The following is a 23,630-nucleotide window of genomic DNA, read 5'->3' as shown; positions in this document are numbered from 1 at the left end:
AGTGAAGGACGAAGCGGATCGGCTCGAACAGCGATGGATTCAAGGGCTGCATCAGGAGTATCAGCGCAGCAGGCGCTCGGAGCGACGGTTGGTAACGGGTGTACAGACAGCTATTGTAGTATTTTTATTTGTGTTGTGGGAAATTGCGGGTCGGATGAAATGGATTGATGTACTGCTGTTTAGTTATCCAAGCAAAATATTTACCCAAATAGGCAAGGATGCGGTCAGTGGCGAGCTGTGGGGGCATGTCGGTGTCACGGTTGGAGAAACGTTAGCGGGTTTTTTACTGGGGACGCTGCTGGGAACACTGCTGGCTGTGCTGATCTGGTGGTCGCCGTTTCTGTCGAAGGTACTGGACCCCTATATGGTTGTCTTCAACAGTATGCCCAAGGTGGCGCTGGGGCCGATCTTTATCGTCATGTTCGGAGCGGGATTTACCGCTATTCTAATGACGACCCTCTCGATTACGGTCATTATTACGACGTTAGTCGTGTATAACAGCTTTCAGGAAGTGGATTCGAATCTGATCAAGGTGGTTCGCACATTTGGTGGATCGCGGCGCGATACGTTTAGCAAGGTGATTTTGCCTGCATCCTTTCCAGCTATCGTCTCTACACTAAAGGTGAATGTCGGCATGGCCTGGGTTGGCGTGATCGTCGGTGAATTTCTGGTAGCTAAAAACGGGCTGGGCTATTTGATCATCTACGGCTTCCAGGTGTTCAATTTCACGCTGGTGATGTCCAGTTTACTTATCATTGCGGTCGTAGCGACACTGATGTACCAGGCGGTCGTGTATGTGGAGCGACTGTTACTGTCTGATCGTCCTCAGCGATAAGAATCAAACTTCTATACATTTCAGGATTTTGCAAATTCCTCATTTGTGTAAAACGTGAAAATAAAGTACCATGAAAATGAAAATGATTCAAAGTTTTACGAAAACAGATTTCATCCAGAGAGGACAGAATTTTTTCATGGGCTTTCGTACGATTAAAACGGCTATTGCCGCATTAATGGCCGTACTCATTGCGGATGGTTTTGGCATTCATGGAGCCACCTCGGCAGGGCTTTTGGCTATTTTGGGGGTGGATGTCACTCGCAAGAGAAGTCTCCGTACCATTTCGGCGAGATTTTTTGCATCCGTCGTGGGGCTTCTTTTTGCTTGTGTTTTGTTTGTTGTATTCGGATTCCATGATTGGGTACTGGCATTATATATTTTAACGGCGTTTCCGGTCATTGTACGGGTAGGCTTTAAAGAAGGAATCGTCACGGGTTCAGTCGTTGTGTTCCGTGTATTTAGCGGTGGTGAGATTGATATGCAGGTGCTAATGACTCAATTGTATCTGCTGGTCATCGGACTAGGGTCTGCGATGGTTGTCAATCTGGCCTACATGCCGCGCTCTGATAACACGATGCAGCAAATCCGGCAGGAGGTGGACCGGACGTTTTCCATTATATTCAGAAATATGGCCAATACATTACGCAGTCCGGCATACATATGGGATGGCAAGGAAGTTATAGAAGCGAGCAATGTCATCGCCAAAGGAGTGACCGAGGCGGGGCGTTCATTGGAAAATCAGATGCTTCGTCCGCAAGAGGGCTGGAATGTGTATTTTTATATGCGCAGGGAACAACTGGATTCGATTCAAAATATGATGCAGCTAATCTCGCAGATGTACCAGCATATGCCGCAGGCTAAACTTTTGGCCGAGCTATTCGATCAGCTCAGCAATGACGTTCTGGCTGGACATTATACGGGGAAGACGGAGAAGCTGCTGGAGCAGGTGCGTGAGGAATTTAAAAAAATGGAGCTTCCCGCAACCCGGGAGGAGTTCGAAATTCGTTCGACACTGTTGCAGCTTACACATGAATTACATCAGTATTTAAAAATTGCTAAAAAGGACAAGGCCCCCACTCCAGTCAAAGCTTAGAATCGAGGCCCAATCTAAACGGCTACTGTCTAATGAAGGACAGTAGCTTTTTCTTTTTCAGTGATGACGGACGGCGCAGGCAGGGTTCGTTTGTGCCGAATCCGACCTGCGATCCATAAGGCAACGGTGATCAGGCAAGGATAAAGCATGGCCCAGCCGACAAAGGGGAACACCACCGCCGTCGAGATGAATGACACCCAACTAATGGCTACGCCCCAGCGATTACCCCGTAGCAGCTTGATACCCGCAGCACACCCGCCCAGATAGGTCAGGATAAAGGTGGCGTTGGGGAACTGGATCAGGTTGGTAAGTGAAACGGTACCGCTACCGTAAAGAGACATAATGACGACGAAACAAAGGGAAAGAAACGCGATACCCCCAATTGGCGTATGAAAACGTCGGGACAAGAGACCCATCCAGTGGAAGGCATGGCCTTGCCGGGATAAAGCATACGCGACGCGTGAAGCAGCACCTACATAAGCGATAATCGTAGCTGTACAAATAAAGATGCCCGTCAAGCCCGCGATCACTGCGCCCCACGGACCAATAGCCCGGCTAATCACCCATACGAGCGAAGCGTCCGATCCGCCTGCAAGGTAGCTTTGTGTCCCGACTGTAGCCAGTGCAGTAAGAAAATAAAGCAGGCCAACGATGATGGCTGCAACGGTGACACCCTTAACAGCCGCCCGCTGAGGATTGGTGAATTCTTCTGACAAATGGGAGACGGCCTCCCAGCCGATGAAGCACCAGAACAGAATCGCGGTCGCTTGACCGACAGGAAGCCAGCCGTGCGGAGCAAACGGTGTGAAGTGTACCGATTTCATTTGTGGCAGCGCTGCGACAATGGCGAAGATCAGGACAGCAACGATAGCAATGACAACGGCGATCTGAATACGTCCGGCAACCTTCATACCGATCCAGTTAATGATCAGTCCAACCGCCAGCATGGCGACGGCCAGTCCCATCCGGCTTCCCTCTCCCCAGCCCATGGCGGCGGTCATATAGCCAGCTCCGGTGAGTGCGGCAACAGGCGCCCCAATCGGAACTGACATTAGAAAAAACCACCCGATATAAGAGCCTGCACGCGGTGAAAAAGCCAGCGTAACAAAATGCGATACCCCTCCAGCGCTCGGGAATTTGGCGGACAGCAGTCCCATGGACAGGGCCATCGGCAAGATGAGCAGGGTCATAAAGCCCCATGCCAATAGGGATGCCGGACCCGCCATTTCGGCGGCAAGACCGGGTACAATCAGTATCCCCGAACCCAGCACCGCCCCGATATATAGCGCAATGGCCTGTGGAAGACCAATGGTGGATTGTAGTTTATGTTCATTTGTCATGCAGGTAAGCCTTCTTTCTCTTGTCATTTCCTTCAGCTTATCAGATAATCAATCTATCGGAAAAACGGAATATAACGATAGCTTTCATCGAAAAAAACGATTGAAGGAGCAACTTATGGAATCACGGCATTTATTTACGTTTTTAAATGTGGTTGAGGCAGGCAGTTTTACGCGGGCTGCGCGTATACTGGATTATGCACAATCGAGTATAACTGCTCAAATTCAGACGCTGGAGACAGAACTGGGCACACCTCTTTTTGACCGCATAGGTAAGAAAATCATGCTCACTGATGCCGGACGACGCCTGCTGCCCTATGCTCAGGAGATTTCCAAGATGCATGCCCTTGCCAAGGATGCGTTACGCTCAGAAACGGTGCTGACGGGCACGCTCAAAATTGGAGCGCCAGAGTCGCTGGCGGCTTTCCGCCTGCCGAGCCTGATCCGTGAGTACAGAGAGCGTTATCCCAAGGTGAAAATCGTGCTTAAACCCGGTGAATGCTGGGAATTGCGCGATTTGACCCGCTCAGGTGAGCTGGATTTGGCTTTTTTGCTTCAGCCGGAGACGGAGGATAGAGAACTGCATGTTACTACGCTCATACACGAGCCGATGGCATTGGTTGCACCATTGGGCCATCCACTGGCTTCCTATAGTAAAGTAGAGCCAGCTGACTTGAAGGACGAAACCATTTTGCACACAGAGACGGGCTGCACCTATCGAATCCTTTTTGAACAATATTTGAACAGACACGGTATTTTTGCAGACCCTAGTTTGGAGTTTTGGAGTATTGAAGCGATCAAGCAATGTGTCATGGCCGGATTGGGCGTTGCGCTGCTTCCGCTGGTTACGGTGCAAAATGAGCTGCGTGAAGGGAAGATGGCGCGTTTAAGCTGGGATGACAGCGAACAGCAGGTGGCTACCCAGGTCGCCTATCATACGAAAAAGTGGAAATCCCCGGCGCTCAGCGAATTTTTACGGATTGTCGAGCAGCATGTAACACATTGGCGTGCATGAGTTCAAGCCGTTAGAGCATAAGCTTATACAAATAATATTTTTTCCTTTTCGCCTATTCACTCAACATTCGCCTACTTCCTGCATACATATGTATGGAATGATTGATTGTATGGAGGAGGTTCAAGAATGGCATTGAGTCATAAAAATCGTAGAGAGATTATTACAAAAGCGATCTGTGGTAAAGGTCGCAAATTCTCTACCGTAACCCATACCGTAACTCCGCCTAATAATCCGACCAGCATTTTGGGGGCATGGATTATTAACCACCAGTATGAGTCTGTGGCGGCTGGAGACGGCATTGAGGTCGTGGGGACGTATGATATCAATATCTGGTACTCATACGATAAAAACTCGCAGACCGATGTGGCAAAGGAAACGGTGTCGTACGTAGAAAATGTACCGCTCTCGTATCTTGATCCTAAGCACCGGGCGTCTACAGTGGAAGTATCCGCCGAGGCGACACAGGAGCCAAGCTGCGTTGAGGCCAGTGTGTCTTCAGGGGGCGGCAGCGTAATTATCCGGGTCGAGCGGGAATTTGCGGTGGAACTGGTGGCAGAAACGAAAATTGTTGTAGAAGTATTCCCGAATGGCAGCAGTGACGATTTTGACAAGGACTATGATTTTGGAGCGGAAGAAGGGGACTATGAGGAGCTCGACCCCGACCTCATTGACGACGAGCTCTGACGGAAGTAATCAAAAAGAGGGCCGCTTTACTCTTTTGCGCCGGCTGAAGCTGCGCAGGGGGGAGAGGCCCTCCTTTTTTTGTTGTAGGGAAGGGAATTCGTCCGTAATCTGGTAGGGGGGAAGATAATGCAGCAGGCGGGACAGGCGCTTAAACGCTTTAGACAGATGTCGGATGATGAAAAGCAGCGCCGGCTGGAACGCTCCGGCATATCGGTTCGCTGGATTGACGACAACGCAGCAGATTTTGCGGTAGGCTATGCAGTGCAGATCCATCAGCTACGAATGCTGGAAATTCGAAGACGCACGATTGAAGGACACTCCAAAGTCCGCGCTTATAATCCGTCTGCGTTGGATAGCAGCTCTCAGCTGTCCGTCCGAATGGAGCGTCTAGCTGTACGTACTTTGTACACTCTCGGCCTCGACAGTGGCGAGGTGACGTTGACACTGCTGGGCGAGCGCAGTTGTCAGGTACGTGAAGTCGTGGCTCAGCCATGGCTAAATGATAGACGCCTAGACACGCTATATGAAGCCGCTGCTCGCGAGGAGGATGTTCAGGGAGAGGATCTTCCAGCGGCACAAGGGGATAAACAGCTGCTAATCGGGATGGACCCTGAATTTGTGCTGGTCCGCATGCCGGAAGGACGGGTCGTACCGGCTTCACGATATTTGGGACGCCTTGGCGTGGCAGGATGCGATGCGGTTACGCGCCGGGGGCGGACGTTGTACCCGGTCGCTGAGCTTCGACCCGCACCAAGTGGCGATCCGTATCTTTTGCTAAACCATTTACGCCATGCCTTTGCGGCAGCGGCCCGGCGCATTGCTGATCGTACGCTAATTTGGCAAGCAGGCGGGATGCCGCAGTCGGGTTTTCCGCTGGGAGGGCATCTGCATTTTAGCGGAATTTCGCTGAACGGGTCTCTGCTACGTGCGCTAGATAATTATTTGGCGCTGCCTTTGGCGTTGTTAGAAGACAAATGCGCAGCCCGGCGCAGACCACATTACGGCAATTTGGGCGATTTTCGCCGCCAACCGTACGGCGGTTTTGAATACCGTACGCTACCCAGCTTTCTCGTTTCGCCGCAGCTCGCGAAAGGCGTGATTGGAATGGCATTTCTCATCGCGTCTCAATATCCGCGCTTGCAGCGTAGGCCACTAGATGAGGAAGAGGCCCATAGAGCTTTTTATGAAGGAAATCGGATTGTGCTGGGAGGGTATATGGAACCTCTTATTTTGGATATCGTTTTACTGGATGTATATCCGCAGTATAAAGCATATGTCGGGCCTTTGCTGGACAGTCTGCGCCAAGGAAAGCAATGGGATGAATCTCGGGATTTGCGTCCGTTTTGGAGGCTTTCGTAAAATGAGAGATGTTGTCTGCGATTGCTTTCATGTTATCGACTGTCATTTTTGCTATAATGAAAGGTAATGTAAGTTTAAACGGAACAATGTGTGGGGGTTAGTAGACGGTATGGCCAAATATACACCGATGATTGAACAATATTTATCCATAAAAGACCAGGCCCAGGATGCGTTTTTGTTTTTCCGCCTGGGGGATTTTTATGAGATGTTTTTTGATGATGCGATTCTTGCATCCAGGGAGTTGGAGATTACACTTACCGGACGCGAGGGTGGCGGCACGGAAAAAATTCCAATGTGCGGCGTGCCTTATCATTCGGCGGAAAATTACATACAGCGCCTTGTTGAAAAGGGCTATAAGGTTGCCATCTGCGAACAGATGGAGGAAGCCTCGGCTACAAAGGGAATGGTACGGCGAGATATTGTCCGTGTCGTTACTCCGGGTACGGTGATGGAAGGTAAGGTGCTGGGTGACAAATCCAACAACTACATGGTATGTGTCACCGAGACGGGCGGGATGCTGGCACTGGCAGCCTGCGATTTGTCAACAGGTGAGCTGTATGTGACCTCTGTACCGGATTCGAAAGAATGGCTATTGGATGAAATTAATATTTATGAGCCGTCAGAAATGGTGGGCGATGGTCATCTGCTAGATTTCGTAACCTCCCGAATGTCACCCGTTGGGCGTCGTGTTGTATACACAGCCTGGGACAAGTCTAAGGATGAACTTGTGCGTGGTCAATTTGGTGAAGCAACGTGGGCAAGGCTCAACGAGGAACGCAGGCAGTGTGTGTCGCGTTTGATTGCTTATTTGAATGAAACGCAAAAAAGATCGTTAGGCCAGTTGACCCAGATTTCTGTTTATGATCCGAACCATTTTATGATTCTTGATCCATTTACCCGCCGCAATCTGGAACTGGTGGAGACGGTTCGTGAGCGCTCCAAGAAAGGCTCGCTGCTATGGCTGCTGGATCGGACGGAGACGTCGATGGGAGCGCGGTTGCTGCGACGCTGGATCGACAAGCCGCTGCTTAGTAGCCATCTGATCGAGGAACGGCTGGAGGCGGTTGACAAGCTGTACCACCAGTTTATTTTTCGTGAGGATGTGCGTGCACAGCTTAAAGAAATTTACGATCTGGAGCGTTTGGTTGGGCGAATTGCCTTTGGTAGCGCCAATGCACGCGATCTGATTGCGCTCAAGCTGTCATTGACCCGGATTCCGGCTTTGCGTGAGCTCTGTGCAGGATCGGAATCGGAGACACTGCGCCGAATTGCCCAAACGCTGGATAGCTGTACAGATTTGTGCGCGTTGATTGAGGAAGCCGTGGCGGACGAGCCGCCTATTTCCGTAAGGGACGGGGGCCTCATTAAGGAAGGTTATCATCAGCGTCTGGACGAACTGCGTGAAGCGAGCGTGAACGGCAAGCGCTGGATCGCCGAGCTGGAGGCGAAGGAACGTGTAGCAACGGGCATTCGGTCGCTCAAAATTGGATATAACAAAGTATTTGGCTATTATATCGAGGTAACCAAATCCAACCTGGCTTCATTGCCAGAAGGGCGATATGAACGCAAGCAAACGCTGGCGAATGCGGAACGATATATTACACCGGAGCTGAAGGAAAAGGAATCACTGATTTTGGAAGCCGAGGATAAGATGGTGGATCTGGAGTACTCTCTTTTCTCTGAGCTTCGGAGTAAACTAAATACTGAAATTCCGCGTTTGCAAAAGCTGGCAGAGCGAGTGGCAGAAATTGACGTGTACCAGTCGCTGGCATCGGTCAGTGCAGAGCGTGGCTTCGTGAAGCCTGAGCTGACAACGGGATATGATTTCGTGGTGGAGCAAGGGCGACATCCCGTTGTGGAAGCTGTGATGAAGGATGGCAGCTTTATCGCCAATGGTACGGCGCTGGAGGAAGCAGATGCGCATATTTTGCTAATCACCGGACCGAATATGGCTGGGAAAAGCACGTATATGCGTCAGGTTGCGCTGATCGCAATCATGGCGCAGATCGGCTGCTTCGTTCCGGCTGCACATGCCAAAGTGCCGATGCTGGATCGCATTTTTACGCGCATCGGTGCGGCGGATGATCTGATCGGCGGCCAGAGTACGTTCATGGTGGAAATGGCTGATATTCAGGTCATGACAGACAAAGCGACTCCGCGAAGCCTGATCATTATTGACGAGTTGGGACGAGGTACGTCCACCAGTGAGGGAATGGCGATTGCTCAAGCTGTGATTGAATTTGTCCATGACACGATCGGCTGTAAGGCGCTGGTGTCTACGCATTTTCATGAGCTGGCCCATTTGGAGCAAAGCCTGTCCTCGCTGCGAAACTATTCCATGGCGGTACAGGAAAGCGGCGACAAGGTGAATTTCCTGCGTAAGCTCATATCTGGCGCGGCCAGCAGCAGTTACGGTATCTATTGTGCTCGTCTTGCGGGTTTGCCGGATAATATCATTGAACGTGCCAATGGGCTATTGCATGGCTTTGAGCACGCGGCTGCCCAAGTGACGGCGGGCACCGAGGTTGTTGCAGCAGCAAGGGAAAACGTTGTTTCGGACAGCACCCATTCAGATCAGACGCTGCGGGAGAGCAGAGAAGCGGCATTGCGGGCTTCGCCTGTGTCACAGCAAGCCACCGTTGTAAAAGAAAACACGCAAAAGGCTGTGGAAGACACCAGTGTGCTGGAACATACGGCTACCGGAGTCGTACAGCTGTCTATTTTCGGAGAGCAAGAGCTTGCTCCTGTCAAGCCGCAGCTGGAGACGACCGAGGTTAACCCAATTGTGCGCCAGATTTTACGCAAGGTGAAAAACGCCGATGTCATGAACATGACACCTTTGCAGGCGATGCAGCTATTAAACGAACTGAAGAACAAGGCCAACGGCCTATAGTACCCATATCTGTTGGTAACGATATTATATTTCCAGTTTTTCATCACACTTTGAAGTCAGGGGGAGGTTAAAAGGATGTCTAAAATTCGGGTACTGGATGAGCATATTGCCAACCAGATTGCTGCCGGTGAGGTTGTGGAGCGTCCAGCCTCCGTCGTGAAGGAACTGGTGGAAAATGCGATTGATGCGGGCGGTACCCGTATCGACGTATGGGTAGAGGAAGGCGGACTGCAAAGCATCCGGGTGACGGATAACGGTAGTGGCATCGAGCCTGAAGATGTGGAAACGGCGTTCTATCGGCATGCGACCAGCAAAATCGGACACGGACGCGATCTGTTCCAGATCACGAGCCTGGGCTTCCGGGGAGAAGCACTCCCGAGTATTGCGGCTGTATCGAAAGTGGAGCTGCTCACAGCAGCCGGAGATGACGGACGTGCCCGCAAATTGGTAATTGAGGGCGGCAAGCTGATGCTCCATGAGGATGCAGTGGCCCGACAGGGGACGGATTTTACCGTCCGGGAGCTGTTTTATAACACGCCTGCAAGGCTGAAATATATGAAAACGATCCAGACAGAACTGGGGCACATTTCGGATGTGTTGTACCGAATGGCGCTCTCGCATTCGGAAGTTGCCTTCACCTTAAGGCATAATGGGAATACACTGCTTCAAACGCTGGGCAATGGTGACTTGCTTCAGGTGATTGCTGCGGTTTATGGAACTTCGGCTGCGAAATCCATGCTGCTGCTGGAAGGAGAGAGTCTGGATTACCGCATTAGCGGCTATGTCAGTCGCCCGGAGTGGACCAGATCGAATCGGAACGCCATCTCAACGGTGGTGAACGGACGCTTTGTGCGCAGCTATGGATTGAATCAGGCGCTGCTCAAAGCGTATCATACTTTGCTGCCGATCAATCGTTTTCCACTGGCTGTGATCCAGTTGGAAATGCATCCTTCACTAGTAGATGTTAACGTTCATCCCGCCAAGCTGGAGGTGCGGTTCAGCAAGGAAGCCGAGCTGTTTCAACTGGTTGAGGATTCGGTAAAGGCTGTTTTAGGACAACAGGTACTGATTCCGAAGGCGGTCAAGCGCGAAATTGGCGGTAAGGATAGCGGCTCGTTCGTCCAGGAGCAGTTTCATTTCTCGAAGGGAAACGATATGGAAGGAAATTCTTCTGCTGGCGAGAGCCGGAGGGAGGCACAGTCGCTTTCCGGATCTTACCCGGAGGGTCGTGACCCGCGCCAATCCATTCGCTTGGACGAGAATGAGGAAAACCACAGGCTTTGCACGGAGCGTGAGCAACGTCAAGCTAGGGAAAGGCTCCCTGCCTCTGGTCGGGGGAACCCGTCTTCTGGGCAACGTGTCAGTGACGAGGAACTGGATGCAGATTTTGTGGATGGAAACGATGGGAATAAAGCCGGATCGAGCTCATCCCCCTTGTACAGCGGCAGAGTACAGGAAGCGGCTGCTTCTGTAGCTTATCGGTCTTCTGCTTCACCGGGTGGAGGAAACGCCGAGGATTCCCGCTATTTCACGGATCAGAAGACACGTCAGTCACGGCTGAATGCAGAGCAGTTGGCAGTGGTATCGGGTGAGGCTCCCGAGTTGCCCGCTTTTCCTGAGCTAAATTTGATTGGTCAGCACCATGGAACCTATTTGATTGCGCAGAACGATCAGGGGCTGTATTTAATTGACCAGCATGCTGCGCATGAACGGGTTAACTACGAATTTTATTATGAAAAATTCGGCAATCCCGAGGCGGTATCGCAGGAGCTACTGCTGCCGATTACATTAGAATTTACGCCCTCGGAGACGGAAAAGCTGAAAACAAGGCTGCACTGGTTTGAGCAGGCGGGAGTGTATTTGGAGCATTTTGGAGGTCAAACCTTCCGTGTTAGCTCCTATCCTTACTGGCTTCCTCAAGGAGAAGAAGCGGATGTTATTGAGGAAATGGCAGGATGGGTGCTGGATGAAAAAGCAATAGATCTGGCTAAGCTACGGGAGGCAGCCTCGATCATGTGCTCCTGCCGGGCGTCGATCAAAGCAAACCAAAAGCTGACCGACCGACAGGCTGTCGTACTGCTGGAGCGTTTGGCGGCGTGCAGACAGCCGTACACCTGCCCGCATGGGAGGCCTATCGTTGTATCCTTTTCCACATATGATTTGGAGAAGCTGTTTAAGAGAGTAATGTAAGGGAGTTTGTATATGTTACAGGATCGGGAAAACCGTGAAGAAGAAAAGCAGGCGAGGCTCCAGGAGGGAGAATCCCATTTGTTGGTAACTACAGGGGATTCTCCCTCGGCTGAGGTCGTGCAGCGGGCGGAACTGCTTGCAGCTGAGCTGGGAGTGCTGTATGCACCCCGTCGTGGTATATCGGTAGCAAGGCTGACTGCTGCTCATAGAGTTCGTCAAGTGCTGGTGCTCGTACAGGATGGGGTGAGGCTGATTAGCTCGGAACAACCGGCGATGACTTTTCACCCGAGCATGGGCTTCATCCGAGCCAAGCGGGTGCTGAAGGGCGAGCCTGATCCGATGTTGACCGCCGCTCGGCTCGTTCCGGGGGATACCGTGCTAGATTGCACGGCAGGACTCGGAACGGATTCCCTCCTGTTTGCAATTGGAACGGGAAGCTCTGGACAAGTAACTGCTGTGGAAAGTTCTTTTCCTGTCTATGCTTTAATCAAGGATGGAATGAGGCATTACCGTTCCGGTAACGCTGCGGTAGATGAGGCATTTTCCAGCATTGAAGTTCGTTTTGGTCATCATTTGGACTATTTGAGGAGCTTGCCGGATCGCAGTGTGGATATTATCTATTTTGACCCGATGTTCCGTGATCCGTTGCTTGATTCTAGTGCAATCAGTCCATTGAGAGGGTTGGCTAACCCGGATGCGCTGGATGAGGAAAGTATTGTTCAGGCAAAACGGATTGCAAGGAAAACAATTGTATTGAAGGAAAAACGGGGCAGTGGGGAATTTGCCCGCCTCGGCTTCCGTGTGGAGCAACGAGGCACAACGAAAACAGTGTACGGAGTGATTGATATTGATAGCGGCATCTAAGCCTAAACTACTTGTTCTTGTCGGCCCGACTGCGGTCGGCAAGACGAAATTAAGCATCGAGATGGCACGGCAATTTGGCGGGGAAATTATTTCCGGAGATTCCATGCAGGTGTACCGTCATATGGATATTGGAACTGCCAAAATTTCCGAACAGGAAATGGAAGGAATCAAGCACCATTTGATTGATATTCATGAGCCGGAATACCCATATTCGGTAGCTGCTTTTCAGGAAGATTGCCGTCGCCTCATACCAGATATTCATGCCAGAGGGAAACTGCCGTTTATCGTAGGTGGGACAGGTTTATATGTGGAGTCTGTCTGCTATGAATACCAGTTTTCCGAGGTGGGAGCTGATGAAGCTTTTCGTCAGGAACAGCTTGATTATGCCGATCAATTTGGGGCCGAGGCGCTTCATGCCCGACTACAGGCGGTTGATCCCGAAAGTGCACGTCGTCTTCATCCCAATGACCGCCGCCGAGTCGTTCGAGCGTTGGAAATTTATCATGTTAGCGGAACGACGCTTAGCTCACAATTGGCCAGTCAAAAAAAGGAATCTCCCTATCAGCTCTGCATCGTAGGTTTGACAATGGATAGGCAAATGCTATATAAACGTATTGAAGACCGAATTGACGGGATGCTCGATCAAGGGCTTGTTGCTGAGGTAACTTCCTTAATGGAACGGGGAGTGCGAAGCGATGCCATCTCCATGCAAGGTCTAGGCTATAAAGAGATATCCTCCTACCTGCGAGGAGAGGTGTCTTTGGAAGAGGCGGTGACTTGGCTGAAACGGGATACGCGTCATTTTGCGAAGCGGCAGCTCTCGTGGTTTCGCCATATGAAGGATATCCAGTGGGTAGATGTCACCGATTTCGGAAATTTTTCTGCTCATGCAGCCCGAATACACGAAATTATAGCAGGAAAGTTCCGGACAGACCTTGAATATACTTCAAAACAATCCAAATGATTATTGGGGGTACGGCTAAAATGAACAAGTCCATTAATATCCAAGATACGTTTCTGAATCAATTGCGCAAGGATTCTATACCAGTAACGGTGTACCTGATCAACGGATTTCAGGTGCGGGGAACGATTAAAGCATTTGACAACTTCACAATTGTTATCGACTCGGATGGAAAGCAACAGCTGATCTACAAGCATGCTATTTCCACCTTTTCACCGCAACGCAATGTGTCGCTTGTACAGCAACAGGATAACGCCAGCGATAACTGATTACGGCTTGACGGTCGCCTGGGTTGATGAAACTTTTTAAACGACCGTCTCGTCTAACCGTATAGGAATGTGACCGGGAGCAACCTCAACAGGTTGTTCTTTTCATTCCGATTGCTTTCATGCTGTCGACAGCAAGCTATGTATACGATCGGCAACATATGATTATTCGCGAAAGGGAGTCAGGGGAATGCCAAATGATTCATTGTCCAGATCCGGCAATCGCAATAGAAACACACCTAAAGAGAAGCCGAAGGGCAAGAAAAAGAAGATTACAGCTAAGCAAGTTGGATGGACCCTGTTTATTACGGCGGCGTTAGCTATATTTTGCGCGTTGGGTGGATATTTGTTTGTCATGGTAAATGGCGAACAAATTTACAAAGCCAATAAGGATAAAATTACAGTGAACGAGACATCAAAGGTTTACGATCGTAATGGTGTGCTTATGGGCGAGCTGTCCGTACAAAAAAGCGATCCTGTCAAAAGTGAAGAAATTCCACCATTGCTCAAAAAAGCTTTTATAGCAACTGAGGATAAACGATTTATGGAGCACCAGGGGGTTGATATTTGGTCTATCGGCCGGGCGGCCGTAAAAGATATCGTAGCCCGTTCGGCAGTGGAGGGTGGCAGTACGCTGACCCAGCAGTTGGCCAAAAACCTTTTTTTGTCGCGTGACAAGACCTTTTTCCGTAAAGCGACCGAGGTATCCATTGCAATGGCGCTAGAACGGAATTTGACTAAAGATGAGATTATTACGTTGTATTTGAACCGAATTTGGTTTGGACGCTCCTATTCAGGAATCAAGGCAGCTTCGGTGGGGTACTTTGGGCAATCGAACTTAAAAGAATTAAAGCTATGGCAGATCGCCACATTGGCAGCTATTCCAAAAGGGCCTTCCAAATATAATCCAATCAGTAATCCGGAAAACTCAAAGGAACGACGTGCTGTGGTTCTTCAGCTAATGTTTGAGCAGGGAATGATTGGCAAGCAGGAAATGGAAGAGGCCAAGGCTGTAGATTATGATTACAAGCAGCCGGAAAAAGTTCAAAAGTATCAAAATTTTATGGAATATGTGATGAATGAGGCGGAGGATGCTTTGCCGGGAGTCAGCGGAAACGATCTGATCGTTGGCGGCTACAAAATTCATACGACGATGGATGCTCAGGCCCAAAATGCGCTGGATCAGGCGATGGCAGATGATAGTATGTTCGAAAAAAGTCCGGACGATCAGCCTGTTCAGGGCTCCATGGTCATCATTAACAACCAGACGGGCGGAATTGCCGCAATGGCACCCGGACGGGATTACAAAAAGGGAACCTTTAACCGCGCTACGCAAAGCCGCAGACAGCCAGGCTCGGCCTTTAAACCTATTGCGGCGTATGCGCCGGCTCTCGAATCCGGCAAATTTACAATGGATACACCTTTGAGTAATGAGCGACAGAGCTTTAACGGGTATAGCCCGAAAAACTTGCATGGTTACTCTTCGACCATCAGTATGACCGATGCGATTACAAAGTCTGAAAATATCCCGCCAGTATGGTTGCTCAATCAGATCGGTGTGGAAAGAGGGGTCCAATTCGCGGAAAGCGTAGGCATCCCGATGGACAAAAATGATCACTCGCTCGCTATCGCATTGGGTGGATTAAGTAAAGGAACGAACACGCTTGAAATGGCACAGGCATACAGTGCTTTTGCCAATAATGGACAGTTCCAAAAAGCTTACTCCATCAAGCAAATTAACGATAGTGATGACAAAACGGTTTACACTCACAAAGAAGAATTTAAAACCGTAATGAGCGAGAAAACAGCTTATGAAATGACGCAGATGATGCAAAACGTAGTCAATAGCGGTACGGGCCGCAAAGCCCGTATTGATTGGCCAGTAGCGGGTAAAACCGGTACAACCCAGAGTGGAATTAGCGGGAATAGTGGCAACCGTGATATCTGGTTTGTCGGTTATACGCCGGAATATACTGGTGCGGTATGGATGGGCTATGACAAGCCGGACAGCAAACATATGCTGAGAAACTACAGTGGGCAGTCGGCAGCCTTTTTCGGAAGGGTCATGGGTGAAGCCCTCAAGGGGCACCCGGTTACGCAATTCAGCCAGCCAAAAGGATATGAACCACCAGTTGAGCAGAAGCCAGACGTGCCAGTTCAGGCTACTGCTCCAAGCGGGCTGAGCGGGTCTTATAGTCAGGATACACAAATTGTATCGTTGTCCTGGACTGCGGCAGCGGGAGACAATGTGCAATACCGCGTGTATCGCAAAGAGGCTTCCGAAGGGGGCTTTACGGTGATTATGGAGGCAATGAAAGGCACAAGTGGAGAAGATACGTCTCCATTAGCCGGAGCGTCGTATGAATATTATGTAACGGCTTATGGAGCGGATGGTAAGGAATCTGCTCCATCCAATACAATCCGTGTGGAAATTCCGGCAGAGACCACTCCGGTAGATCCGCAGCAGGGAACCGATCCGAATCAGGATGGAACATTACCGGATAACAGCGGGACTACAGACGGTCAGAACGGCACCGATCAGGGGAATACAGTTCCTGGAGGTACCGATAATAGCACCAGCCCGGGACAGGTTCCGACGATTCCTGGAGACACTGGCGGAAATGGCACTGGCAGTACAGGCAATCATAGTGGCGGCTCCGGCATCGGTAGTGACACGAACCAGGGGAATGGTCAGACAACAATACCAGATGCAGGTACCTTCAATAGTGATTCCACGGTAAATCCAGTTACCACGGATCCATCTACCACAGGAACCACATCGGATGGCAGTCAGGAAACCAACTCCAACGGTCAGTCGAGCTCCAATCGTGGACTTCGCAACCGAGATTAGAAGACGTATGCTGTGTGTGATATGTATTTGTTTTATACTAAAGGTATTTTCGGACCATATTATGGTCTGGGAATACCTTTTTTGTTGTGGTAAAGGGTGTTATTTTTGAGTGTACAGTTTAAATATGGTAAGCTGGTTTTACCAATGTTGGAGAGGAACATCATTTATGAAGCGCAAATTCGGAGACCGGGCCAACTGGCGCAGAATAACGAACCGCAAGTTTGCTTGCCGGTATGTGGAAAGTGACGTGTTTACAGGATATGTGACCTTGTATACCATTTTGAGTCTCAAGGAGCCGTTATGGAAAAGCTACGGCGGTCATACGTTTTGCATAGCGGATAAAGGGTATTCCTGGTTGCAATATTATCCGAAGGGTGCGCATTATGTAGTAACTGCTATGTTCGACAATCGGGAGCAGATTGTGGAATGGTATATTGATACCTGCCGAAATCAGGGAGTGACTGATCAGGGAGTGCCCTGGTTTGACGATTTGTATTTGGATGTTGTTGTACTTAAAAATGGCGAAATCTTTTTAGTGGATGAGGATGAGCTGGAGGATGCGTTACAGCGCGGGCATATCTCGACACAGGAGGCAGAACTGGCTAATCGTACTGCGGCTGAGGTTTTACGACGGATAGATACCCATAAATTCCCATATTTTAAAATGTCGCTGAAACACCGGGCAGAATGGTTTCACAACGGTGATTTTAAAAGGGAACGGTGAAGGTTTTGCAGAGGATTAGAAGCACTGGGCCAAAAAGTTCTGAATCAAAAAACAGGCTGAGCCGCCTAGAAAAAAAGTTTTCAGCAGCCAAACGTCTTATGCTTTGTCTGCTGGTTATCATTGTGATCGCTTTGGTATGGGGAGGTATTCGATTTTGGGATATGAATAACGCTGCCTCTACCACTCCGCTTCAGCAAGCACAGGTAGGAATTGTACTTGGGGCTTCCATGTGGGGAGCAGAGCCAAGTCCGGGGCTAAAGGAGAGGCTGAACGAGGCCCTGCAGCTATACCGCAACGGTACAGTAAAGCGTCTGATTGTAAGCGGAGGGCTGGACAAACCAACTTACCCGTATACTGAGGCTGAGGGGATGCAACGCTATTTGGTTGACAGAGGTATTCCAGCGCAGCATATTGTGTTGGAAAACCATGCGACCAGCACCTACGAAAATCTACTATATAGCCAGCGTATCATGCAGGAGTATGGTTGGAGCTCGACTGTGATTATCACCCACAGTTATCATGGTCCACGGGCGCTGGAAATAGCCCGATTTTTGAATTTGGAACGTCCTCAGATGGCTCTGGCGGAATCTAAAGTACTGAATATGCCGCTTCATCAATCGAGAGAGGTACTGGCTTACGCCAAATGGACGCTGCAAAAGTGGTGGCTCAGTGCCCAAACCTGGGTGTCCTGAAACGTATAACGTTTTCTCATAAAGGCAGCTTCTCTATAAACAAAATGCTTTGCACAAGCTCCTGTTGCTTTTATGCTAATAAGGACATGCCGGGCCGAATACATTAATAGGGTAAGCTGTGCCTGAAGAAATGTTGAGGTGATGGATGCATGAACGGACGGGGAATCGCCGCGGGCAAGCGGACGGAGGAGAGACCTTCCAGACAAATCAATGTCGTGCTGCGTAGCCCGGAGCCGATAGCTTCGGTAAATGTTGATGAGACGGATGCAGCAACTTCGACCAAGTCGCAGGCGTTACCGCAGTATCTTAGTCTCTATCAGGAAATTCAGAAGGAACTCGATCATCTCGTTGGCTTGGATAACATCAAAGATCTGGTATTTGAAGTATATGCTTTTTTGCAAATTGCCCATATGCGTACTGATGCGGGGCTGTTGAGTAACGCGCACGTATATCACATGATTTTCAAAGGAAACCCGGGTACAGGGAAAACGACGGTGGCCCGCATTATCGCTAAAATGCTGCAAAAAATGGGAGTACTGAGCAAAGGCCATCTGATTGAGGTGGAGAGGGCTGATTTGGTAGGAGAGTATATCGGACATACAGCGCAAAAAACGCGGGATCTGGTGAAAAAGTCTTTGGGTGGGGTGCTGTTTATTGATGAGGCGTATAGTTTGGCGCGGGGAGGGGAAAAGGATTTTGGAAAGGAAGCTATTGATACCTTAGTAAAATCCATGGAGGATCAGAAAAATCAATTTATTTTGATCCTTGCCGGATACTCGGGAGAGATGGACTTCTTTTTGCGTACGAATCCTGGCTTGCCTTCCCGTTTTCCCATCCAGCTGGATTTTCCGGACTATACCGTGGATCAGCTTATCCAAATTTCCGAAATGATGGCCAAAGAACGGGATTATATTCTCATGCCTCAGTCCATACTCAAAATGAAAGAGCATCTGTTGAATGAACGCAACGACAGTCTTCATGCATTTAGCAACGCGCGTTATGTCCGCAATGTGATCGAAAAAGCGATTCGGCATCAGGCTGTCAGGTTGCTCAATCAGTACAGAAGCGGGCAGCCGGGAAAGCAGGAACTGATGACGCTGCGTCCAGAGGATTTGAAAATGGACAAAAGATAGGCGATAATAGAAATCTGAATCACATCGAATTGTATAACGTCGAACGGGGGCCGGCCTGAATATCAGGTCGGTCTCTGTGCGAGAGTTAATATGGAAAATAAAGGAGCAAACAATATGGCGAACTCCACTTATGATACACAAACCGAAATGCAGGATAAGGCGGTACTGGTCAGTCTGATTACGGATGAAGTCAAGCGTTCTGGCATCAATACAGAATACTCTCTGGATGAGCTTGTGAAGCTGGCTGAGACGGCTGGTGTTGAAGTGCTTAGCGTTTTGACCCAGAACAAGGAAGTAAAGGATTCCAAATGGTTTATCGGCAAAGGTAAGGTAGAGGAACTGCGCGCAGCTGCCGAGGAATTGGGTGCGAATACGGCTATTTTTGATCAGGAGCTGTCGGGGGCTCAGGTGCGAAATCTGGAAGAAAGTCTGGATCTCAAAATTATCGACCGAACGCAGCTTATTCTGGACATCTTTGCCCAGCGAGCGAAAACACGAGAAGGTATTATTCAGGTTGAACTGGCGCAGCTGTCCTATTTGTTGCCCCGTTTGTCTGGACATGGAAAAAATCTGTCACGACTCGGTGGTGGAATCGGAACACGTGGTCCAGGTGAAAGCAAGCTGGAGACAGATCGTCGTCACATTCGTGATCGCATCAGTGATTTGAAACGTCAGTTGGAGGAGGTCACCCGTCATCGGTATTTACATAGAGAGCGCAGGCAAAAGAGCGGTATTGTGCAGGTAGCGCTTGTCGGCTACACCAATGCGGGTAAATCAACGCTGTTAAAGCAGCTGACAGCGGCTGATGTATATATTGAGAACCAACTGTTTGCGACGCTGGACCCTACCTCCAGAACGATGGAGCTGCCGAGCGGCAAAGAGATTATTCTTACAGATACCGTTGGTTTCATTCAAAATCTTCCTCATGATTTGGTTGCTTCTTTCCGCGCTACTTTGGAGGAAGCGAATGAGGCTCACCTTATTTTGCATGTGGTAGATGCTTCTTCGGATATGCGTGACGAACAGATGAAGGTCGTGGAAACGATTTTGGAGCAATTGGGAGCAGCGGACAAGCCACAGATCGTATTGTTTAATAAAAAAGACGCTTGTACTCCTGAGCAACTGGAAATGCTTCCTTCCGGCGAGGGCTATTTGAAAATCAGTTCCTTCGATGAAAGTGATCTGCTACGTCTTCGTGAGCTGATTCAGGAGCACTTGAGTGGAGATACGCTGAGATTCCGTATTCCGGCAGAACGTGGGGATCTGACATCGGTGCTTTACCGGATCGGGGACGTACTTCTGACCGAATATGATGGGAATGATGTCATTTATGAGGTAGAAGTTCAGCGAGGCGAATATGAAAAATATGGTCATGCCCTCAGGGACTTCACAGAAGGTTAACATCTGATGATGTTTTTAGGTCAATTCAATGATAATGCTTATCATTCCAAGCGAACGATATTATAACAACAATAGCCTAAGTCTGCGTAAAGAGAGAGGGTCATGAAGGTAAGATGGTAGTTTTTAGTCCGGAAATCCAACAAATTCAGGAAACAGCAGAATGCAAAATACAGGAACGGCTACAGCGTATAGATCATATTGTAGATGCAAATCAGTGGAAGGTTATTCAGGCATTTCAGCGGAAGCAAGTGAGCGATTTCCATTTTGCCGGCTCTACGGGATATGCGTACAATGACCGGGGACGTGAGGTACTGGAGGAGGTTTATGCTGATGTGTTCGGTGCGGAGGCGGCGCTGGTTCGCCCGCACTTTGCCTCGGGAACGCATACGATTGCCACTGCTTTATTCGGCGTTCTGCGTCCAGGTGATGAGCTGTTGTATATTACGGGGCAACCGTATGATACGCTTCACAAAGTGATCGGTAAGCCCGGCGATGGGACCGGGTCATTGCAGGATTTTGGCATTACTTATGGAGAAACGGCGCTGACAGCAGAAGATAAAGTAGATTGGAAAGCAGTGGAGGCTGCAATCCATGCCAATACGAAGGTGATCGGCATCCAGCGTTCACGCGGCTATGATTGGAGAGCTTCCTTTAGTGTGGCAGATATCGAGGAAATGACAGCCCGTGTAAAGGCGATTAAACCTGACGTTATTGTCTTTGTGGACAATTGTTATGGTGAATTTACCGAAAAGCTGGAGCCTACTCAGGTCGGTGTCGATTTGATGGCAGGTTCACTGATTAAAAATCCTGGTGGCGGTATTGCCGAAACGGGAGGATATATTTGCGGTAAACAGGAGTATGTGGAACTGGCAGCATACCGCTTAACTGCGCCTGGAATCGGTGGTGAGGTAGGGGCCATGTTAGGTACCACAAGAGGTATCTTTCAGGGCTTATTTCTTGCTCCAACACTGGTTGGGCAAGCGGTTAAAGGGAGTATATTCGCAGCGGCGGTCTTTGAAGACATGGGATTTGAAACGAAACCTGCCTGGCATGAGGAACGCACCGATTTGATTCAGGCCATTTCTTTTAGCGGACCTGAGCATTTAATTGCTTTTGTCCAAGGGATTCAGCGTGCTGCCGCTGTAGATAGCCATGTGGTGCCGGAGCCGTGGGATATGCCGGGCTATGAGCATCCGGTTATTATGGCTGCAGGCACTTTTATACAAGGAGGGAGTCTGGAATTATCTGCAGATGCTCCGATTCGTGAACCCTATATTGGTTACATGCAAGGGGGCTTAACCTACTCTCATGTGAAATATGGAGTGCTGATGGCCCTGCAAACGATGAAAGAACGTAAATTATTGTGAGTTTTTCTAACATATCATTGACACTTTGCATCAGCTAAATGTACAATAAGGTGAATAATAGATCACTGGAAGGTTGATGACAAATGGGCGACGAAATTCGCAGAAACATGGCCTTATTTCCAATAGGTATTGTCATGAAGCTAACGGACTTGTCAGCACGTCAGATTCGTTATTATGAACAGCATAACTTGATAGTTCCTGCCCGTACGTCGGGTAACCAACGTCTTTTTTCTTTTAACGATGTAGAGCGTTTGCTTGAAATCAAGGCGTTGATTGAGAAGGGTGTTAACATTGCGGGAATTAAACAAGTCATGAATCCGGTCACCAAGGAATCGGAAGAAGCTACTGTTATTACTGCAGATACGGAAGTCAAACGTCGTGAGATGTCCGATACCCAGCTTCACCGCTTGCTGAAACAACAGCTTGTGGCAGGTAAAAGACCAGGACAGGTATCCCTGATCCAAGGTGAATTATCACGTTTTTTTAATAAGAGATAATGTAGAGCCTGCATTTTGGCTTACAACCGCTTTACTTGCAGACCAGGCCTTATTATTTAAAAGGATTATGGAACAGCTGATTTTTATATAGTCGTTACAGAAAGGGAGAGGTTAGTGTGAGTTATACCAGAGAAGATATTCTTCGGATTGCCGAAGAAGAAAATGTTCGTTTTATTCGTTTGCAGTTTACAGATTTGCTTGGTACGATTAAGAACGTAGAAATTCCGGTTAGTCAACTGCCAAAAGCGCTGGATAACAAAATGATGTTTGACGGTTCTTCCATTGAAGGTTATGTACGCATTGAAGAATCTGACATGTACTTATACCCGGATCTGGATACATGGGTAGTATTTCCATGGGTAACCTCGGATCGTGTAGCTCGTATGATTTGCGATATTTATAAGCCGGACGGGGTTCCCTTTGCCGGCGACCCGCGCGGTATCTTGAAACGTGTACTTAAGGAAGCAGAAGAAATGGGTTACACTTCGATGAATGTCGGACCGGAGCCTGAATTCTTTCTGTTCAAAACCGATGAAAAAGGTGAACCGACTACAGAACTGAATGACCAAGGTGGGTATTTTGACTTGGCACCGATGGATCTAGGTGAAAACTGCCGTCGGGAAATTGTTCTTAAGCTTGAAGAGATGGGCTTTGAAATTGAAGCGTCCCATCATGAAGTTGCACCTGGCCAGCATGAGATTGACTTTAAATATGCGGATGCAGTCAAAGCTGCCGATCAGATCCAAACGTTCAAGCTCGTTGTTAAGACGATTGCACGTCAGCATGGTCTGCACGCCACCTTTATGCCAAAACCTTTGTTTGGCGTGAATGGCTCCGGTATGCACTGTAACCAATCGTTATTCAAGAACAATGAAAACGTATTTTATGATGAATCAGACGAACTCGGATTGAGCCAGACGGCTCGCCATTATATGGCTGGTATTCTCAAGCATGCACGTGCGATGGCAGCAATCACGAATCCAACGGTGAATTCGTACAAACGTCTTGTACCGGGTTATGAAGCTCCTTGTTACGTTGCATGGTCCGCCAGTAACCGTAGTCCGATGATTCGAATTCCGGCATCTCGTGGTTTGAGTACCCGCGTCGAAGTTCGTAATCCTGACCCGGCTGCGAATCCTTATTTGACACTAGCTGTGATGCTGAGAGCTGGTTTGGATGGTATCAAACGCCAAATGGCTCTGCCAGCACCGATTGATCGTAACATCTATGTTATGTCTGAGGAAGAGCGGATTGAAGAAGGGATTCCAAGCCTGCCTGCAGACTTGAAAGAAGCGTTGTCCGAGCTTATTCGGAGCGAAGTTATCTCTGACGCTCTGGGTGACCATGCGCTGGCTTACTTCTACGAGCTTAAGGAAATTGAATGGGATATGTATCGCACCCAAGTGCATCAATGGGAACGTGATCAATATTTGACGCTTTACTAAAATGTGGAATCCCTTGGCGCTCT

The 23,630-nt window shown here is 49.1% G+C and carries 19 protein-coding genes; 18 read left to right on the top strand and 1 reads right to left on the bottom strand.

Annotated elements, in window-relative coordinates:
* Position 1: 1 nt before the first annotated feature.
* Positions 2–835, top strand: coding sequence for an ABC transporter permease (locus NST83_RS13605; protein ID WP_137063867.1), 834 nt, complete (start codon positions 2–4; stop codon positions 833–835).
* 136 nt (positions 836–971) lie between these two features.
* Complete coding sequence (locus NST83_RS13600) at positions 972–1,928, top strand: aromatic acid exporter family protein (RefSeq protein ID WP_137063349.1); 957 nt, start codon at positions 972–974, stop codon at positions 1,926–1,928.
* Positions 1,929–1,957: 29 nt separating this feature from the next.
* On the opposite strand, the gene NST83_RS13595 is transcribed toward NST83_RS13600, so the two are convergent.
* On the bottom strand, positions 1,958–3,268 hold the full coding sequence (locus NST83_RS13595) for an amino acid permease (RefSeq protein ID WP_342414594.1): 1,311 nt from the start codon (positions 3,266–3,268) through the stop codon (positions 1,958–1,960).
* A 115-nt stretch (positions 3,269–3,383) separates the two neighbouring features.
* Between NST83_RS13595 and NST83_RS13590 the strand changes: the two genes are divergently transcribed.
* From NST83_RS13590 to glnA, 16 genes are all read left to right on the top strand, one after another.
* Positions 3,384–4,280: a LysR family transcriptional regulator gene (locus tag NST83_RS13590; RefSeq protein ID WP_137063347.1), complete on the top strand. Its 897-nt coding sequence runs from the start codon at positions 3,384–3,386 to the stop codon at positions 4,278–4,280.
* Between the two features lie 126 nt (positions 4,281–4,406).
* Complete coding sequence (locus tag NST83_RS13585) at positions 4,407–4,964, top strand: outer spore coat protein CotE (protein WP_137063346.1); 558 nt, start codon at positions 4,407–4,409, stop codon at positions 4,962–4,964.
* Positions 4,965–5,090: 126 nt separating this feature from the next.
* A complete protein-coding gene (locus NST83_RS13580; protein WP_342414593.1) occupies positions 5,091–6,323 on the top strand; it encodes a hypothetical protein in 1,233 nt (410 codons plus the stop codon).
* Between the two features lie 109 nt (positions 6,324–6,432).
* A complete protein-coding gene (gene mutS, locus NST83_RS13575) occupies positions 6,433–9,216 on the top strand; it encodes a DNA mismatch repair protein MutS (RefSeq protein WP_342414592.1) in 2,784 nt (927 codons plus the stop codon).
* Between the two features lie 75 nt (positions 9,217–9,291).
* Entirely contained in the window at positions 9,292–11,406 is a 2,115-nt protein-coding gene (gene mutL, locus NST83_RS13570; protein WP_342414591.1) for a DNA mismatch repair endonuclease MutL, read from the top strand.
* A gap of 12 nt (positions 11,407–11,418) precedes the next feature.
* The gene (locus tag NST83_RS13565; protein WP_342414590.1) at positions 11,419–12,270 is read left to right on the top strand and encodes a class I SAM-dependent methyltransferase; all 852 of its coding nucleotides are present in this window, start codon (positions 11,419–11,421) and stop codon (positions 12,268–12,270) included.
* Positions 12,254–13,234, top strand: a complete 981-nt coding sequence (gene miaA / locus NST83_RS13560) for a tRNA (adenosine(37)-N6)-dimethylallyltransferase MiaA (protein WP_137063341.1) — start codon at positions 12,254–12,256, stop codon at positions 13,232–13,234. The genes NST83_RS13565 and miaA overlap by 17 nt, the downstream gene beginning before the upstream one ends.
* Positions 13,235–13,254: 20 nt before the next feature.
* The gene (hfq, locus tag NST83_RS13555) at positions 13,255–13,500 is read left to right on the top strand and encodes an RNA chaperone Hfq (protein ID WP_137063340.1); all 246 of its coding nucleotides are present in this window, start codon (positions 13,255–13,257) and stop codon (positions 13,498–13,500) included.
* A 187-nt stretch (positions 13,501–13,687) separates the two neighbouring features.
* Complete coding sequence (locus NST83_RS13550) at positions 13,688–16,348, top strand: penicillin-binding protein 1A (RefSeq protein WP_137063339.1); 2,661 nt, start codon at positions 13,688–13,690, stop codon at positions 16,346–16,348.
* A gap of 166 nt (positions 16,349–16,514) precedes the next feature.
* Positions 16,515–17,072 (top strand): DUF402 domain-containing protein, encoded by a 558-nt coding sequence (locus NST83_RS13545; protein WP_342414589.1) that lies wholly within the window; start codon positions 16,515–16,517, stop codon positions 17,070–17,072.
* Positions 17,069–17,764 carry a YdcF family protein gene (locus NST83_RS13540; RefSeq protein ID WP_342414588.1) on the top strand — a complete coding sequence of 232 codons (696 nt, stop codon included), beginning with the start codon at positions 17,069–17,071 and terminating at the stop codon, positions 17,762–17,764. The genes NST83_RS13545 and NST83_RS13540 overlap by 4 nt, the downstream gene beginning before the upstream one ends.
* Before the next feature lie 149 nt (positions 17,765–17,913).
* Positions 17,914–18,897, top strand: a complete 984-nt coding sequence (locus NST83_RS13535) for an AAA family ATPase (RefSeq protein WP_137063337.1) — start codon at positions 17,914–17,916, stop codon at positions 18,895–18,897.
* A gap of 114 nt (positions 18,898–19,011) precedes the next feature.
* Complete coding sequence (gene hflX / locus NST83_RS13530; RefSeq protein WP_342414587.1) at positions 19,012–20,298, top strand: GTPase HflX; 1,287 nt, start codon at positions 19,012–19,014, stop codon at positions 20,296–20,298.
* Between the two features lie 113 nt (positions 20,299–20,411).
* Positions 20,412–21,665: a methionine gamma-lyase family protein gene (locus tag NST83_RS13525; protein ID WP_342414586.1), complete on the top strand. Its 1,254-nt coding sequence runs from the start codon at positions 20,412–20,414 to the stop codon at positions 21,663–21,665.
* Between the two features lie 83 nt (positions 21,666–21,748).
* Positions 21,749–22,162, top strand: a complete 414-nt coding sequence (locus NST83_RS13520; protein ID WP_007430683.1) for a MerR family transcriptional regulator — start codon at positions 21,749–21,751, stop codon at positions 22,160–22,162.
* Positions 22,163–22,278: 116 nt separating this feature from the next.
* Positions 22,279–23,607, top strand: a complete 1,329-nt coding sequence (glnA, locus tag NST83_RS13515; RefSeq protein ID WP_342414585.1) for a type I glutamate--ammonia ligase — start codon at positions 22,279–22,281, stop codon at positions 23,605–23,607.
* Positions 23,608–23,630: the final 23 nt, after the last annotated feature.

It is taken from the genome of Paenibacillus sp. FSL R10-2782 (genome assembly GCF_038592985.1).
Taxonomy (GTDB): domain Bacteria; phylum Bacillota; class Bacilli; order Paenibacillales; family Paenibacillaceae; genus Paenibacillus; species Paenibacillus terrae_C.
Note: the sequence above shows the minus strand (reverse complement) of the source record. Positions and strands in the feature narration are given on the sequence as shown.

Bases quoted from the DNA above. Each gene is read 5' to 3' on its own strand.
- mutL (WP_342414591.1), top strand. From the start codon at position 9,292: ATGTCTAAAATTCGGGTACTGGATGAGCATATTGCCAACCAGATTGCT.
- NST83_RS13585 (WP_137063346.1), top strand. From the start codon at position 4,407: ATGGCATTGAGTCATAAAAATCGTAGAGAGATTATTACAAAAGCGATC.
- NST83_RS13590 (WP_137063347.1), top strand. From the start codon at position 3,384: ATGGAATCACGGCATTTATTTACGTTTTTAAATGTGGTTGAGGCAGGC.
- NST83_RS13520 (WP_007430683.1), top strand. From the start codon at position 21,749: ATGGGCGACGAAATTCGCAGAAACATGGCCTTATTTCCAATAGGTATT.
- hfq (WP_137063340.1), top strand. From the start codon at position 13,255: ATGAACAAGTCCATTAATATCCAAGATACGTTTCTGAATCAATTGCGC.
- NST83_RS13600 (WP_137063349.1), top strand. From the start codon at position 972: ATGGGCTTTCGTACGATTAAAACGGCTATTGCCGCATTAATGGCCGTA.
- hflX (WP_342414587.1), top strand. From the start codon at position 19,012: ATGGCGAACTCCACTTATGATACACAAACCGAAATGCAGGATAAGGCG.
- NST83_RS13580 (WP_342414593.1), top strand. From the start codon at position 5,091: ATGCAGCAGGCGGGACAGGCGCTTAAACGCTTTAGACAGATGTCGGAT.
- NST83_RS13595 (WP_342414594.1), bottom strand. From the start codon at position 3,268: ATGACAAATGAACATAAACTACAATCCACCATTGGTCTTCCACAGGCC.
- NST83_RS13545 (WP_342414589.1), top strand. From the start codon at position 16,515: ATGAAGCGCAAATTCGGAGACCGGGCCAACTGGCGCAGAATAACGAAC.
- NST83_RS13550 (WP_137063339.1), top strand. From the start codon at position 13,688: ATGCCAAATGATTCATTGTCCAGATCCGGCAATCGCAATAGAAACACA.
- NST83_RS13565 (WP_342414590.1), top strand. From the start codon at position 11,419: ATGTTACAGGATCGGGAAAACCGTGAAGAAGAAAAGCAGGCGAGGCTC.
- NST83_RS13525 (WP_342414586.1), top strand. From the start codon at position 20,412: ATGGTAGTTTTTAGTCCGGAAATCCAACAAATTCAGGAAACAGCAGAA.
- NST83_RS13535 (WP_137063337.1), top strand. From the start codon at position 17,914: ATGAACGGACGGGGAATCGCCGCGGGCAAGCGGACGGAGGAGAGACCT.
- mutS (WP_342414592.1), top strand. From the start codon at position 6,433: ATGGCCAAATATACACCGATGATTGAACAATATTTATCCATAAAAGAC.